18 protein-coding genes are annotated in these 16,197 nt (G+C 42.7%); 10 read left to right on the top strand and 8 right to left on the bottom strand.

Translation table 11 applies throughout. From position 1 onward, the window contains the following. Positions 1-15 precede the first annotated feature (15 nt). Positions 16-243: an aldo/keto reductase gene (locus GO495_RS28535; RefSeq protein WP_240915360.1), complete on the bottom strand. Its 228-nt coding sequence runs from the start codon at positions 241-243 to the stop codon at positions 16-18. 27 nt (positions 244-270) lie between these two features. On the opposite strand from GO495_RS28535, the gene GO495_RS28530 reads away from it, so the two are divergent. Next, complete coding sequence (locus GO495_RS28530; RefSeq protein ID WP_240915359.1) at positions 271-1,245, top strand: phosphatidate cytidylyltransferase; 975 nt, start codon at positions 271-273, stop codon at positions 1,243-1,245. 78 nt (positions 1,246-1,323) lie between these two features. Here the strand turns inward: GO495_RS28530 and GO495_RS28525 are convergent, their stop codons facing one another. From GO495_RS28525 to GO495_RS28495, 7 genes are read right to left on the bottom strand one after another with little or no spacing between them, the layout of a single operon-like run. After that, positions 1,324-1,569: an acyl carrier protein gene (locus GO495_RS28525; protein WP_157303357.1), complete on the bottom strand. Its 246-nt coding sequence runs from the start codon at positions 1,567-1,569 to the stop codon at positions 1,324-1,326. A 12-nt stretch (positions 1,570-1,581) separates the two neighbouring features. Continuing rightward, the gene (locus tag GO495_RS28520; RefSeq protein WP_157303356.1) at positions 1,582-2,700 is read right to left on the bottom strand and encodes a dihydrolipoamide acetyltransferase family protein; all 1,119 of its coding nucleotides are present in this window, start codon (positions 2,698-2,700) and stop codon (positions 1,582-1,584) included. Then, a complete protein-coding gene (locus tag GO495_RS28515; RefSeq protein ID WP_157303355.1) occupies positions 2,693-3,691 on the bottom strand; it encodes an alpha-ketoacid dehydrogenase subunit beta in 999 nt (332 codons plus the stop codon). The genes GO495_RS28520 and GO495_RS28515 overlap by 8 nt, the downstream gene beginning before the upstream one ends. A 4-nt stretch (positions 3,692-3,695) precedes the next feature. Then, complete coding sequence (locus GO495_RS28510; RefSeq protein WP_157303354.1) at positions 3,696-4,070, bottom strand: VOC family protein; 375 nt, start codon at positions 4,068-4,070, stop codon at positions 3,696-3,698. An 11-nt stretch (positions 4,071-4,081) separates the two neighbouring features. Beyond that, on the bottom strand, positions 4,082-5,047 hold the full coding sequence (pdhA, locus tag GO495_RS28505) for a pyruvate dehydrogenase (acetyl-transferring) E1 component subunit alpha (protein WP_157303353.1): 966 nt from the start codon (positions 5,045-5,047) through the stop codon (positions 4,082-4,084). Positions 5,048-5,069: 22 nt separating this feature from the next. Next, complete coding sequence (acsA, locus tag GO495_RS28500) at positions 5,070-6,815, bottom strand: acetate--CoA ligase (RefSeq protein WP_157303352.1); 1,746 nt, start codon at positions 6,813-6,815, stop codon at positions 5,070-5,072. Beyond that, positions 6,815-7,213: a hypothetical protein gene (locus tag GO495_RS28495; protein WP_157303351.1), complete on the bottom strand. Its 399-nt coding sequence runs from the start codon at positions 7,211-7,213 to the stop codon at positions 6,815-6,817. The genes acsA and GO495_RS28495 overlap by 1 nt, the downstream gene beginning before the upstream one ends. 321 nt (positions 7,214-7,534) lie before the next feature. On the opposite strand from GO495_RS28495, the gene GO495_RS32010 reads away from it, so the two are divergent. The 9 genes from GO495_RS32010 to GO495_RS28450 all read left to right on the top strand — a co-directional run bounded on the left by GO495_RS32010 (position 7,535) and on the right by GO495_RS28450 (position 15,995). Then, complete coding sequence (locus GO495_RS32010) at positions 7,535-7,891, top strand: LamG domain-containing protein (RefSeq protein WP_170302736.1); 357 nt, start codon at positions 7,535-7,537, stop codon at positions 7,889-7,891. A 66-nt stretch (positions 7,892-7,957) separates the two neighbouring features. Further along, complete coding sequence (locus GO495_RS28485; protein ID WP_157303349.1) at positions 7,958-8,698, top strand: outer membrane lipoprotein-sorting protein; 741 nt, start codon at positions 7,958-7,960, stop codon at positions 8,696-8,698. A 16-nt stretch (positions 8,699-8,714) separates the two neighbouring features. After that, on the top strand, positions 8,715-9,917 hold the full coding sequence (locus GO495_RS28480; RefSeq protein ID WP_240915358.1) for an ABC transporter permease: 1,203 nt from the start codon (positions 8,715-8,717) through the stop codon (positions 9,915-9,917). A gap of 11 nt (positions 9,918-9,928) precedes the next feature. Further along, entirely contained in the window at positions 9,929-11,143 is a 1,215-nt protein-coding gene (locus tag GO495_RS28475) for an ABC transporter permease (protein ID WP_157303347.1), read from the top strand. 41 nt (positions 11,144-11,184) lie between these two features. Then, positions 11,185-11,901 (top strand): ABC transporter ATP-binding protein, encoded by a 717-nt coding sequence (locus GO495_RS28470; protein WP_157303346.1) that lies wholly within the window; start codon positions 11,185-11,187, stop codon positions 11,899-11,901. Positions 11,902-11,975: 74 nt separating this feature from the next. Then, on the top strand, positions 11,976-13,058 hold the full coding sequence (locus GO495_RS28465; protein WP_157303345.1) for a hypothetical protein: 1,083 nt from the start codon (positions 11,976-11,978) through the stop codon (positions 13,056-13,058). 209 nt (positions 13,059-13,267) lie between these two features. Further along, complete coding sequence (locus GO495_RS28460; protein WP_157303344.1) at positions 13,268-14,080, top strand: helix-turn-helix domain-containing protein; 813 nt, start codon at positions 13,268-13,270, stop codon at positions 14,078-14,080. A gap of 226 nt (positions 14,081-14,306) precedes the next feature. Beyond that, on the top strand, positions 14,307-15,011 hold the full coding sequence (locus GO495_RS28455) for a hypothetical protein (protein WP_157303343.1): 705 nt from the start codon (positions 14,307-14,309) through the stop codon (positions 15,009-15,011). Positions 15,012-15,035: 24 nt separating this feature from the next. Beyond that, entirely contained in the window at positions 15,036-15,995 is a 960-nt protein-coding gene (locus GO495_RS28450; RefSeq protein WP_157303342.1) for a c-type cytochrome, read from the top strand. The last annotated feature ends 202 nt before the right edge of the window (positions 15,996-16,197 follow it).

Below are 16,197 nucleotides of genomic sequence, written 5' to 3'. Positions count from 1 at the left end.
GGCTGTTATTATTTGTTATTTGATCAAAGCATTTAGGTACGTCAAGATATGAAAAACCCCGGTTATCAACTTTCCGCTTTTAACCAGGTCTTCAAGACCCCGGGCGATTTCTTCAATCGGGGTCAGTCCATCATCATAATGAGGCATGTAAATGTCAATATAATCCGTTTTAAGGCGATTCAAACTGCTTTCGGCTGCCATCCCAGGCAAGAAATGGTCATGCAATACTGTGACGGCCATCATTGAAATACGGGTTGGCAATTGGTAGCTTTGAAAGAAAAAATCTATGAATACGATTCTTGCGGCCATCGACTTTTCAGCAGCCTCACACAATGCCGCCGTTTATGCGGTTTCAATGAAGAATTTTATCACATCCCGAGAGATGCAGGAGATAAATTTGCAGGTAGAGGAGGTAAGGTTATGACTGAGCTGTCAAAAAGGATATATACGGGAGTGCTATTGGTATTTGCCATTACATTATCGATCCGAATCCATGCTGTAAGCTTCATTTTATTGATAACACTTATCAACTTGCTTGCGCTGCTGGAATTTTATCGATTGTTTCGTTCGTCCACCCAAACACCCAGGGTAATAGCGGGTGTGGCCTTGTCTTTTAGTTTGCTTGTATCCTTAACATTGTTTTTGACAAATGTCAGCGGGTGGAAAATTATGCTGATAAACATTCCTGTAGCCTTCAGTATTTTCATAATAGAGTTATATTCAAGGTCGAATGCGCCGTTTCACAACCTGGCATTTACTTTCCTGGGCATTATATTCATCACTATACCGCTTTGCTTTTTTATAAGCATTGCCTTTAACCGGGGTAGCCAGTGGTCTTATGAATTTCAAATACCACTTGGGTATTTCTTCATTTTATGGGCAGGCGATTCATGTGCCTACGTGGCAGGAAAGACTTTCGGAAGACATAAACTTTTTAAGCGGATTTCACCAAAAAAAACTGTAGAAGGAAGCATTGGCTCACTGGTAGCATCACTATTGGTTGCATATATTACTTCTTTATATTTTACAAGTGTGGATGAGTCCACTTGGATAGGAATGGGTATTATAATTGTGATTGCCGGAACATTTGGCGATTTGATCAAATCTATGATGAAAAGAAGCCTCGGGGTGAAAGACTCGGGAAATATGTTGCCGGGTCATGGTGGCATCCTGGACCGCTTTGATTCTTTATTGGGTTCTGCACCATTTGTATTCTGCTTTTTGGCCTTATATCCAATTGCATAAGCCGAGGCACTATATTGCAAACGGGATTACATTCTATCGCCTTGCGGTCGCACCCTTGTTGAAAAAATGGGCAATAACTCATTTCCTTTTTTGGATGATATAGCTGATCAGGCCTTTCAACGTGGCGATCTTTCCATAATCCGCTTCAGGTGTTTCAATGCCGAAATGTTCATCCAATGCGACTACAAATTGAAGGGCGTCGAAAGAATCTATTTCCAGTGTACGCCTGATATCATCATCCGGCTTTAACTTTTCCGGTTCGGTTTCCGGGGCTATTTTTTTTAACAGGCGAAATAAAACCTGTTTTATTTCCTCTTCTGTCATGCGTGACTAATTTTATTGAACAAGCAATTCGGGGTTTTCCAGGAATTTTTTTACTATCATTAAAAAACGGCTGCCGGTTGCTCCATCTGTTGCACGGTGATCGGCCGATAGCGTGATGTTCATCACGGGCCGTACATCCAGCATTCCCGATTCGGCCCAGGGCTGTTCGGTAATACTTCCAAAACCTGCCAGTGCCACCTGCGGGGGATAAATGACCCCGTACACGGTATCGGCATTTCCTTCGCCAAGGCTGGAAATGGTAAAGGTGGACTCGCTCAACTCTGAGCTTCTTAATTTCATGGCCCTCGCCCTTGGAATAATATCATTCAGCGAAGTCATCAGCTCATCCACGTTTTTTTTGTCCGCATCATGAATGGCGGGGATCATTACTCCACCCTTGCGCAACGAAACGACAAACCCGATATTGATTTCCTGTTTTTCCGATAATCCATTTTCCCAATAGCCATTCAGATCCGGCACTTCTTTCAGCGCTTTTGCAACAGCTTTTACCAACAACACAACTGGCAATAAGCGCAGCTTCACCGTTCGTTGCTTATTGGCTTCTGTTAGCCAGGCAAGAGCCTTGCTCATATCTACCTTAACATCTAAATAGTAATGCGGAATTTCGCGGTTCGACTTACTCATGGCTGCGGCCACCGCCATGCGTATGTTTTCCGCCGCGCCCGTTTTCTCTTCTTCTTCGTGCACTTCCGGCGGGATCTTTCCGGAAATCACTTTCTCTACATCAACGTGAGTGATTGCACCACCTTCACCGGTTCCTTTGATTGTCGAAAGATCAATACCTTTGTCCGCAGCCATCTTTTTTGCCAGCGGTGTTGCCCTGATGCGGCGTTCAACGCCGGGTGGTTGCTTTTGTATTGGTACAGGCGCTTCTTTATCTGTTGCGATCAACGCCATTTTCGTGCCCACAGGTACTTTTTCATTTACTTTGATCAGCAGGGCATTGACAATGCCGGTATCAAAAACTTCAATATCTATCAACCCTTTTTGCGTATCCACTGTTGCAATGATATCGCCGCGCTTTACATGGTCGCCGGGCTTTACAAGCCACTCCATCAAAGTACCCGCCTCCATGTCGGCGCCCAGACTTGGCATCGTGAATTCAATCATGCAACATAATTTTTTTTATCGCGTTTATGATATCTTCCTTCTGCGGGACAGATGCATTTTCTAAATGTTTCGGGTATGGTATGGGCACCTCCTGCCCGCCTAACCGCATGACCGGTGCATCCAGCTCATAAAAAATATTTTCCATAATACGGGCGCAAACTTCCGATGATACATTAACAGCGCCCCAGGCTTCCTCCACCAGTAACGCACGATGTGTTTTTCTGACGGAATCAAAAACAGTTTCATTGTCCAGGGGACGCAGCACCCGAAGATCAACAACCTCTGCGTCGATGCCTTCAGCCGCCAGTACGGTGGCCGCTTCAAGTGCTTTATATACACCTGCGCCATAAGTTATGATTGAAATATCCTTTCCCTGACGCCTCACCTTTGCTTTTGTAATATCTACCATGCCTGCATCTTCAGACACCTCGCCTTCCGCATTCAACAGAAATGTATATTCAAAGATAATGACAGGATCGGGGCTGTTCAATGCAGGCTGCAACATATGTCTAGCATCTTCATGTGTTCCTGCCGATAAAACCTTCAGCCCGGGGATATGCGCATACAAAGGCTCCCAACTGTGCGAATGTTGGGCCGCCAACTGTCTTCCTATGCCGCAACTGATCCTGATCACCAATGGCACATTCAATTGTCCACCCGACATGTGTAGTAAAGTAGCCGCATTATTCACCACCTGGTCCATGGCCAACAGGCCGAAATTTACGGTCATTATTTCAACAATAGGACGCATACCTTTCAATGCCGCACCGATGCCGGCACCCACAAACCCCGACTCTGATAAAGGCACGTCCATAATGCGATCGGGACCGAATTCCTGCAGCAAACCCTTACTCACGGCAAAAGCGCCGCCATAACGCCCCACATCCTCACCCATCAGAAATACTTTTTCATCTTTCTGCATAGCTTCGCGAATAGCTTGTTTGATAGCTTCCCGGTATGTAATAGTCGTATTTTTAATGAGCGCATCCATCGTACTATCGCACATTTTTGTCTTCCTGAAATAAGCCAATTAAATTTTCTTCGGTATCGGCGCAAACGGCGAGATACCCATAACCCGGCACGACCTGTTTCGCCCTGATCACCTTGCCACCCAACCTGGAAAGTTGTCCAATAGTCTCGTCGATTGAGGCAACGCCCACAAAATCGATGATCTGTTTTAGTTCGGCATCCGCTCTTTTGGAAATGCCTCCACCCAGACCGGCGCCGCCGTCAAGTCCGGCGGTTTCAATTTCATAATAATCGGGAAAGCCGGGCATCGATTTGATCTTCCAGCCAAACAGCGTTTCATAAAAACTTTTTGCTCTTTCCAGGTTTTCGGCGCTGATATCGAAATGAACAAAAGTTGCCATGTTAATTAGTTTTACGTGTAGACAAATTTTTTCAGTTCTTCCACGGGCTCCCAGGTCCCTGCCTCCGCAAAATCAACTGCATTTTGTACTTCCGTTTCGATTTTCCCGTTTAGCTCCTCTATATCTTCGTTGGTAATAATATTAAGCCCGACCAAACTTTTTTGCAGGCGGGTTATGGGGTCGCGTTTTTTCCATTCATCAACTTCCGCCTTATCACGGTACAGTTCCGCATCGAACATGCTGTGTGCGCGAAAGCGATAGGTATTGCATACGAGAAAAAAAGGTCTTCCTGTTGCCCTGATCATTTCCGTAGCTTTTTTTGCGGCTTCTTCAACTGCCAGCACATCCATGCCGTCTACCACAGCTGTTTCTATCCCATAACCCGGGCCTTTCTTTTCCAATTCAGTTACCGCGTGCGAAAAACGGATGGCGGTGCCCATCGCATACAGGTTATTTTCACAAACAAACAAAACAGGTACGCTCCAGAGGGAAGCGAGGTTCATGGCTTCGTGAAATTCACCTTCTGCGGCAGCCCCTTCGCCGAAAAAACAACAGATGATGCTGTTCTGTTGTTGTTTCCTGGCAGCAAGCGCCATTCCCACCGCCATTCCGAGGTGGCCACCCACTATGGCATTGCCGCCGTAAAAGTTTTTCTTTATATCGAACAAATGCATGGAACCGCCGCGACCGTGGCTGCAACCCTCCTGTTTACCATACATCTCCGCCATAATGCTTCCCGCATCCACACCTCTTGCCAGCGCATGACCGTGCTCGCGATAGGTGCTGAGTATATTGTCTTCAGCTTTCAGGCACTGCATTACACCTACGGCAACTGCCTCTTCACCAATGTACAGATGGAGAAATCCCCTGATTTTTTCTTTGGTGTACAGTTCAGCGCTTTTCTCTTCGAACCTTCGTATCAGCATCATCCGGTACAACAGGTCCGTTCCATGAAGTTTATCTAATGAATTTTCCATTTTAATTAATGTTATCACTCGTTCATCCCCGTTCAAGCGTTGACAGGTCACCTTCCGGTAACCCCAGCTCACGGGCCTTCAGTAAACGCCTCAATATTTTTCCGCTTTTCGTTTTGGGTAAGTTTTCTGTAAACGCAATTTCTTTTGGTGCCACTGCTGCTCCCAAATATTTTCTTGCATGACCCATTATGTCCATTTGAGTTGCTTCATCGGGTATAAACCCGCTCTTCAACACGACGAATGCCTTCACCAATTCTCCGATAACTGGCTCCGGCTTGCCGATTACTGCCGCTTCGGCAACCGCCGGATGATCCATCAATACCGCTTCCACTTCAAAAGGCCCTACCATATGGCCAGAAGTCTTGATTATATCATCGGCACGCCCTACGAACCAATAATAGCCGTCCGCATCTTTCTTTGCCAGGTCGCCGGTGATATACCAGTCGCCCCGAAAACATTTGTTGTACCGTTCTTCTTCGTGGAGGTAGGCATGAAACATGGAAGGCCACCCTTTTTTAATGACGAGGTGACCTTGTTGTTCAGGCTGTGAGGTTATTTTTAGTTCCCGGTCGTTTATTTCCGCTATGCCAGCCTCAATGCCGGGCAAAGGTTTGCCCATACTACCTGGTTTTACTTTCAAAGAAAGGTAGTTGGCTATCATTATACCTCCCGTTTCGGTTTGCCACCAGTTGTCGAGTATGGGCATACCGAAAGCTTTTTTGCCCCATAGTACGGCTTCGGCATGAAGGGGTTCGCCGACACTGCAAATCAATCGCAGATGTTCGAGATGAAATTTCTTTTTGGGTTCTATATTCATTCGCATCAGCCTGCGGATGGCCGTTGGCGCTGTATACCAGATATTCACCTTTTGGTCTTCAAGGATTGAATACCACCGCTCCGCATCAAATTCTTCTTCATCCACAATATTGGTCACGCCGTTTACCAATGGCGCAATAATACCATACGAAGTGCCCGTAACCCAACCGGGATCCGCTGTGCACCAAAACACGTCGCCTTTATGAAAATCCAGCACATATTTTCCAGTCATATAGTGCATCAGCACCGCTTCATGCACATGCAATGCGCCTTTGGGCATTCCGGTGGTGCCGCTGGTAAAATGTAATAAGGCGGGATCTTCCGGGCTGGTAGCAGGAATAGAAAATTCGTCATACGCTTCTTCCATCATTCGTGGCAGCGAACGCACCTTTTCGCTAACATAAGCTTCTTCGTCGATCAAAAGAATAAATTGAAGCGATGGCAATTTTTCGAGCAGCTGCCGCACTTTTTTCTCAAACAGCGATTTGGTAGTTACCAGCACTTTTGCATCGCCTTTGCTCAATCGCTGAAAAACCGGCTCGGGGCCAAAAACAGAAAACAATGGGCAAAAAACAGCGGCTCTTTTCAAAGTGCCCAGTGCGGCAATGTACAATTCCGGCATACGCCCGGCCAATACAAAAACCCTTTCACCCTTTTGAACACCCAGGGTGGTAAGTATATTGGCAAACCGCGAACTGAGCTTGTGTAAATTATTATAAGTAAAATCCCTGCAAGTTCTGTCTTTTCCTATGCATCTCAATGCAATGGTATCTTTCAGTTCGCCCGCGGCATGTCTTTCAACTGCTTCATATGCTATGTTGAGCCCTTTTCCTTCCCGCAAGCCGTCCAGCGATTGCTTTTCTTCCTGCCAACTGAAGGATTGGCAAAACGAATCGTAGTCATTCAGATTGGGGCTTACAGCAAGAGGGATCAGTATGGTTCCGTTTTTCATTATTCGCTATTGTTTTTGAATATTTCCGAAAGGAAATACTGGCAATTACTCCTGGCTTCGATGCATTCTTTTTCTGCCTTCAACATACCCTGTCGTAAATCCTGTTGCTTCGTTTCGATTTTGTCATTGATAACCGAATCATCGATCAGTATACTGTCGGTTTTCAGTGAGGTTTTTTGTTCCGTAAGCAGAACCTGCAGGTGCGAAAATTTTTCAGAAACCCGGTCGAGGCCGCTTTGTTGTATTTCCACCTGTTGGGCAATGTTCGGAATTGAATTTCGCCTGATCACCTCATGCAGTCTGGACGTAAGAAGATCAATCTCTCCTGCATAGAATGCAATCGTCCTTTCCCAGTCGGTCAATTCATCTATAAAATATTTTGCTTTTGTAATCGGCATATCGATAACATAATTTTTCTGCAATAAAATGCCTTATTAAGCTATGTTCCTTTATTTCGTGCGCCAGTATTATACCATTCGACGGAACGGAACCTACACCATATTATTTGGAGATTTCCGGTTCCTGATCTATATCTACTCACAGTATGGTACTGCCCACGTCACTCCAGCTTGCATAAAACGCTATACCACCCGTTACCGCCTTGAATATGCGACCGAAATTAATCGACCATTATAAAGGACGCAAATAGGCCGATTCCGGCAAATGATGCCGGTCACCGGTTCCGTTGATGGGTATCATTGCCCAAGTCATTCATTTCGATGTATAATGATAGTAGATTTATACTGCCAGCTTACAGAAATCTTAAAAGCGGGAAAAACCATATTTTCCTTTCGGAGAGCAATTTGATCTGCGCATGGGCACTGCTGCTTTTAAGCAGGAAGACAAGCTTGTGGGAGATCATCAGTAATGAAGGGAAGCTGGACCTTAAGCTGAACGGCGCCGATATTATCACCACCACACTGTGGGACAACAAATGGAAACAACTGATTGCCAGCAGTAAGTTCAGGAACATGCCAGGTTTCGGGACTGTCAGTGCCGGCCATATCGGCTTACAGGATCATGGAGAAGAGGTATGGTCACAACCTCGTTCAATAATGACAAAGGTCATTATTTAGTGTGATGCACATCAGCGTAAATGACATTTGATTCATCTATTTTTAAATTAAAGATAATTGACACGCATGAGAATAGTAATTCCCATATTTTTCATTCTGTCTTTTTTAAGATCTTTTTCACAGAGTGCTAAAGAAATTGTGCAGAAAGCTGATGAAAAGATGCGTGGGAATACTATGCAGGCAGAAATGATCATTAAAACTATCCGCCCGACATGGACACGGGAAATGCAATGCAAAATATGGATGAAGGGGAATAACCAGACAATGATCCAGATTACATCACCTGCCAAAGACAAAGGTATTGTATTCCTGAAAAGGAAAAAAGAAGTATGGAACTGGATGCCAACACTCGAACGCAATATCAAACTCCCTCCATCCATGATGAGCCAAAGCTGGATGGGAACAGATTTTACAAATGACGATCTGATCAAGGAGTCCTCAATTGTGGAAGATTATGCTCACAGCATTATTGGGGACACTGTTATCGGAAACTGGAGTTGCTATATCATCCGCATGATACCGAAACCAACCGCTGCGGTAGTATGGAGTAAAGTAATATTATGTATCGATAAGAAGGATTTTCTTGAAATACACAGTCGTTTTTATGACGAAGACGGCCAGCTTATCAATACGATGAATAGCTATGATATAAAATTTATGAATGACCGCATCATTCCAACCCGTTTTGAGATGATCCCCGCCGATAAAAAAGGACAGAAAACAGAAATGATCTATAAAAATATTTTATATAACAAACCGATTGATGATGGATTTTTCTCCGTCGAAAAAATGAAAATTCTAAATTAACATGTGGCTGATAAAGATGGCTTGGAAAAATCTGTGGCGTAACCGCAGCCGGACTATTATTACGATGGCGGCAATTTTCTTTGCCGTTATTTTATCCGTTACTGCCAGCAGTTTAAAGGACGGGATTTTCAGCAATCTGGTAAAAAACGTGGTTAGCTTTTATACAGGCTATGTTCAGGTACATAAAAAAGGCTTTTGGGATGAGCAGATACTGGATAATAGTTTTAAATCATCCTCAAAAGTAGAAGAGCAGATCTTGAACGAGAAGAATGTGACCGCGGTTACTTCAAGGTTAGAGTCATTTGCCCTGGCATCTTCCGCTGATATTACAAAGGGAAGCCTTGTCGTAGGCATTGATCCTGAAAAAGAAAATCAAATCACTTCGCTGGAGAAGAAAATAATCCAGGGTAGCTATTTAAAAGATACAGACTCCGCTGTGCTGTTGTCGCAAGGGCTTTCCGAAAGGTTAAAATTAAAAACAAATGACACTGTTATATTAATTGGACAGGGCTATCATGGCGCTACTGCAGCCGGAAAATACCTTGTCAAAGGGATTGTAAAATTTGGCTCACCTGATTTGAATGATAAGTCATTATTCATGCCTTTGGCGACGGCGCAGGAATTTTATGGTGCCGATAGCATGATAACTTCTTATATCCTTTCATTAGAACATACAAAGAATTTGCAAACCACGCGTTTGCTTCTCGGGACAGAGCTGGGCTCCGCCTACGAAGTGATGACCTGGGAAGAAATGATGCCTGAAGTAAAACAGCATATTCAAACTGATTCCAGTAATATGAAATATGTGCAGGGTATTTTATACCTGCTGATCTGCTTTGGCATCTTTGGTACCTTATTGATGATGATGGTAGAAAGAAAGTTCGAAATGGGTATGCTGGTTTCAATAGGCATGAAAAAAAGCAAACTAATTATTTTATTACTATATGAGTCCGTATTTACAGTACTTGCGGGTTGCATGTTGGGCATTATTGCTAGTATCCCGCTCGTGTATTATTTAAACCGGCATCCGATAAGAATTGGTGGCGAAACAGCCAAAGCCTATGAAAAATTCGGCTTTGAAGCAATATTTCCTACCTCCATAGCAATATCCATATTTATTTACCAGGGCATAACGGTACTGATAATCGGCTTGTTATTATCACTGTACCCGATATATAAAGTAATCAGGTTAGATCCGGTAACAGCTATGAAACGTTAATAAATTTTCATATGATTCTCATAATGGCATGGCGGAATATCTGGCGCAATAAAATGCGGAGTATCATTATTATTTCATCAATAGCTATAGGATTATTTGCCGGAATTTCCGTGCTGGCATTATATAAGGGCATGATGAAAAGCCGGATACACAATGTGATCGATTCCGAAGTAGGTCATTTACAAATACACAACATCAATTTTAAAAAGGATTATGACCCACAATTTATACTGGCAAATGGCGCCGAAGTTTTAAAAGTAGTCAACAAAATTCCTGAAGTTAAACTCGCTGCATCCAGAAGTATTACCATGGGTATGCTGGCAACACCAACAGGCAGTGCTGGCGTGCAAATAAATGGTATTATTCCCGGGCTGGAGTATCAATTATCGCAATTGCAGAAAAAAATAATCAAAGGAAACCCATTCGATCCGGCAAAAGAAAATGAAATAATGGTCGGACAAAAACTAGCTAGAAAGATGAAGCTGAAGCTGCGGTCAAAATTGGTACTGACTTTTACGGATACCTCGGGTACTATGGTATCAAGCGCATTTCGGGTAGCTGCCATTTACCAAAGTGATAACGCTCCCCTCGATGAAAAGAATGTATACGTCAATATCGATGAATTAAATGTGCTGCTTGGCATTCAAAACTCATTCCATGAGATCGTTATTTTATTAAAAAATGATACAGATTTAGCAAAAGCAAAGCAGGAATTACAACAAAAATTCTCTGGTTACCAAATTGAGTCATGGAAGGAAATTTCACCGGAAACTGATTTGTTGGTAAAAACAGTCGATCAGTATTCCTACATCATTATGTTCATTATCATGTTTGCTTTGGCGTTTGGTATTGTGAATACTATGCTGATGGCCATACTTGAGCGCACCCGCGAAATAGGCATGATGGTGGCCCTGGGAATGAACCGCTTAAAAATATTTCTATTGATTTTTCTGGAAACGATTTTTTTAACCCTCGGCGGAACACCGCTCGGAATTTTTATTGGCTGGGTAACGACAGCTTATTTTAATAAACACGGGCTTAATCTGTCTGGAATGGGACGTGAGATGATGAGCAGCTTTGGTTTTGGGACAATGATTTATCCTGAGTTCCCCACAGATAAGATAAGTGGAGTATTGCTAATAGTAATAGGTACCGCATTGATTTCCTGTTTATTCCCTGCCATCAAAGCATTGAAGCTTCAGCCCGTAGAGGCTTTAAGAAGATAAATCAAATTGGGGACAGAGATCATGCCTAAATTTGAATGATTATGGATACAGTTATCGATGCCCATGATGTAAGTAAGATATATAACAGGGAAACTATTCCTGTATATGCAGTAAACAATGTGCATTTGCACATAGAAAAGGGCGAATTTACCGCATTAGTCGGCCCATCTGGGTCAGGAAAAACCACCCTGTTGAATTTAATTGGCGGGCTGGACAAACCTGATAACGGTAATGTATTTATTAATGATCTTGATATCACAAAGCTATCAGCCAATGAACTGATCGACTTCAGGCTAAAGAATATCGGATTTGTATTTCAGTCATTCAATCTGATTCCTGTTTTGACGGCAAAAGAAAATGTAGAATTTATTATGCTATTGCAGGGTGTAAAAAAGAGTATAAGAGATGCACGGGTTAAGCAATTGTTCAGGCAGATAGAGATGGATGATAAAGTGGATATCCGCCCTGCGCAACTTTCCGGTGGACAACAGCAGCGTGTAGCAGTAGCACGAGCTTTGGCAAGCAAACCAAAGTTTGTATTAGCGGATGAGCCAACAGCAAACCTTGATTCAAAATCAGCCTCCAATTTATTAGATATTATGGCAAAACTTAACAAAGAGGAGCATATCACTTTCCTTTTTTCAACACATGATCAAAGGGTAATTGAACGGGCAAGGAGAGTTATAACATTGGTTGATGGCAGAATAGTTAGCGATACCGCCGCTGTTTCAACCAAACATGAAAAGGTCGATGTGTAAAAATGAGAAAGCTGTTACTATTATGCTTCGCATTATTGTCTGTGCTAATTGCAGATGCACAGGACAGTACGGCTGTGTCTTATACATTAACGATCAACGGCTATATTAAAGATCTCCAGACCCTCACTTTTGACAAAGATCTTAGTGATCTGATCGCCGGTAATCTTATTCACAATCGCATTAATGTCAAGTGGAAACTGTCAGAGAAGATCACCGGTGTTGCCGAATTCCGTAATCGTTTGTTTTGGGGAGAGGAAGTAAAGCTCACCCCCGGCTTCACTTCTCTTTTGAGAAACAAAAATGAAGCAATAGATATGCAAAAGATATGGATAGAAAATAGATCAATGGTTTTGCTTACCAACGTAGAAAGATTGTATTTTGATTATGGGAACGATAAGTTGAACGTTCGCATTGGCAGACAACGTATTAATTGGGGAGTAAACACAACCTGGAATCCGAATGATATTTTTAACTCTTATAATTTTCTCGATTTTGATTATGAAGAACGATCGGGGGTAGATGCCGGAAAGATCAGGTATCAATTCAATAATTCTTTTAATACAGAATTTGCCTATAACTATACAGGTAAGAGAAATGGAAGTGTTGCGGCATTAAAATATGCTCTCAATAAATGGAACTATGACATGCAGTTTATTACAGGTTGGTATCAGGGCCAGTTAACAGCAGGGGTGGGGTGGGCCGGTAGCATTAAAGATGCCGGTTTTAAAGGCGAAGCGCAATACTTTTTTGCAGGAAAAGATTCATCAGATCACTTGAACCTTGCTCTCGAAGGTGATTATATGTTTAAAAAGGGTTGGTACCTGAACTTGGGCCTATTGTTCAACAATCGCGGATTCAACAGGCCTGTTGAGAACTGGAACAATCTGGATCTGGGGCTTTCTCCGGCAAACCTAATGCCAACCAAATGGAATATGATTGTTACAAGTACTAAAGAAATTACCCCTTTATTATCCATAAATGCTAGTGTTTTATACTCACCAGGAACGAATCTGACTATTTTCTACCCTTCCTTTCAATACAATATCGCTACAAATCTCGATATAAATTTGGTATGGCAGTCTTTTTACGCTGAGCAAAGTCAAAGATTTGAGGCTGTTAATCACCGGGCATTTTTGCGCCTGAAATGGAGCTTTTAAATGCCTGTTTGGAGCTATATCTTATAGCCTATTAAATATGTCGAAGTGTATAATTAAATGTTATGAAATTATTTTTGTCTAAACGCTAACCGTATCTTACCAAACTAATTTATTGTCAGACACAAATCAATCTTTTCATCTGCTATAAAATTCCGATATTCAGTAAATAATTAATTCAGCAGCAAATCTGAACCCCAAAGTATTTGAACATGTTCAAGGTGCAATCTTTCCAACCGCATCAACTGTTACAGGAATATATCGTTTCTTATATGATCCTGCAAACTGACTTTCCGGATGATGGGAGTCAGGAGATGATCATATTGCCACATCTTATCCAAAATATTACATTCAATCTTGGCCAGACAAATGCTATTTATGATGTTGTTAATTGTGAATATACTGCTCCGGATATTATTGTAGGACCTAATGACCGCATATGTAAGATTCGCATTTCGGCCGGAATGAAGAGCTTTGTTATAAATCTCAGACCGGGTGCATGGTTTAAACTCTTCCGGATACCTGCCCTATACTTTAATAACAAAAGCATGGACTTGCAGGACGTGGCAGGTTCTTCTTTACACGAAATCGGGAAACAGATGAGAGCACGTACAAACGGAGAGCAACAGGTACGTATACTGGAAACATTTCTCATTCGTCAGTTATTGAGTAAAAAAACTTATTCAAGAAACATAGATGAAGCCATCCGTCTCATCTATGCTGCCAATGGTAATATTAGCATCCGGCAACTGGAATCCGGAGCCTATCTGACTAAACGTACATTGGAAAGGAACTTCCTGGAACAAACAGGTCTTCATCTTAAAACTTTCTGCAGGATAGTGCGCTTCAGGAAAACCATAGAGTATATAGAAAGGGAACCTTCCGTTCAATGGATACAGCTGGCCGAAAAATTTGGATATTGTGACCAGACGCATTTTATTAATGAATTCAAACATTTTTCCGGGTATCTTCCTCATATGTACCCGGGCTTCCGGGGAGACCTGGAGCAGGCGCTGGGACTTTAAATTTTGTCACTTTTATCAGATTTAACCCATTTTAACTTCCCTATTTTTGTAGCTCATGTCAAGTGTGACTCCCCGGTTAATTAAGACACTACAAACTTATTATTCTAAAAAAATCAACCAGATAATTTTAGCCGTTTCCTCCAAAAATGCTTTTCTTTTTTTAATGTAATAGCGTGGCCTGTTATACTTATAGCAAATCGAGCATATTCACCAAAACAATAATAATATGAAACATACCGAAAACGAAAGCGTTACAAACCGCCGTGATTTTTTAGGAAAAATTGTTGCGGGCGCAACAATTCTGGGTATACCCTCGATAGCCCCACTTAACCTGCAGGCGGCATTCCAACATGAAGAAATGAATAGCCCTGAAGAAGATCCCAATGCCTGGGTAAATAAGATTAAAGGTAAACACCGGGTAGTGATCGATGTGATCCGTCCACATGACATACTTCCTTTTGCCTGGGCTAAGGTGTTCTTACTTACGAATGCAGCAACCGGTACACCGGAAAAAGAATGTGGTGTGGTCGTCGTATTACGTCACGATGCAATACCATATGCTATGAAAAACGAGTTATGGGCTAAATATAAATTTGGAGAGACCTTTAAGGCCGATGATCCTCTGACTAAAGCGCCCGCTGTACGGAACCCTTTCTGGGAACCTAAACCAGGAGATTTTAAAGTTCCGGGAATAGGAGAGGTCGCCATAGGTATCAATCAATTGCAGGATAGCGGAGTATTATTCTGCGTATGTAATATGGCCATTACTGTCTATAGTGCAGTTGTAGCTCAAAACATGTCGCTTGATGCGGCGGTTGTAAAAAAGGAATGGATTGACGGTATCCTGCCCGGTATCCAATTGGTCCCTTCCGGAATGTGGGCAGTTGGACGGGCACAGGAAAAGAATTGCGGCTATTGTTTTGCAGGATAAATATTAGTTCCTTAACAATGGGATATGATCAGGAATTTGTGGGTAATGCTACTTGCAGGGTTGATACTGATTATTGTTATAATAGCGGGCATTAACAACAGCAGGCATGTCAAAGGGGTGGCTAAGCTATGGAAAGCACCGGATACAGCTGTAATTCCACATACGGCCGGGGGTGAAATGATCAGGTATGGCCGGGACCTGATAGCTCATACTGCCAGATATCTTGGTCCTAATGGGAAAGTAGCCAGTATAAGTAACGGTATGAATTGTCAGAATTGTCATCTGAATGCGGGGACTAAACCCTGGGGGAATAATTATAGCGGAAGTGCCGCTACTTATCCAAAATTCCGTGAAAGAAGCGGCACTGTAGAGTCTCTGACGAAAAAAGTCAATGATTGCCTGATACGGAGCCTCAATGGCAGCCCACTTGATAGCAACAGCAGGGAAATGAAGGCTATAATAGCCTATATGTACTGGCTTGGGCAAAATGTACCGAAGGGATATAAACCACCCGGAAGTGGAATAAAAGAATTGCCATACCTGGCAAGAGCTGCCGATCCTGAGAGAGGGAAACGGGTATTTGAGCAAAGATGCCAGCAATGTCATGGAAAGGAGGGTGCCGGAACACCGGACACTATAGGCTATTTATACCCGCCATTATGGGGAGAAAACAGTTATAATACCGGAGCCGGTATTTACAGGTTGTCAAAATTTGCAGGATATGTAAAAGAGAATATGCCCTGGGGTATATCCTACGACAATACTAATAACAGGCGACTGACGGATGAGGAGGCATGGGATGTGGCTGCTTTTGTAAATTCACAGCCACACCCCTTTAAAGATTTTTCTGCTGACTGGCCGGTAACAAATACCAAACCTGTTGATTTACCCTTTGGACCTTTTAGTGATACCTTCCCTGTACAACAACATAAATATGGACCTTTTGGGCCTATTGTTAAGCAAAAGAATACAAAGCGCTTTTGAATACTGTGAACCTACAGGACGAGACACTCTCCGGAGAGAATAATACCTGAAAATGAAGTTTGTTAAATAATCGCCCATTTAAATTCTTCTGCGTAATCCGGGAAATTAGTACTTTAGCCATGATTAAACCCCTGAAACTCAGAATAACAATTAACCACTTGTGAATTACTCTCTTAGTATTCTTCACCTTTAAACCCAATAC

Origin of the sequence: Chitinophaga oryziterrae, assembly GCF_009758125.1 — a bacterium.
In the GTDB taxonomy this organism is placed as follows: domain Bacteria; phylum Bacteroidota; class Bacteroidia; order Chitinophagales; family Chitinophagaceae; genus Chitinophaga; species Chitinophaga oryziterrae.
This window is presented reverse-complemented; position numbering and strand designations above follow the sequence as displayed.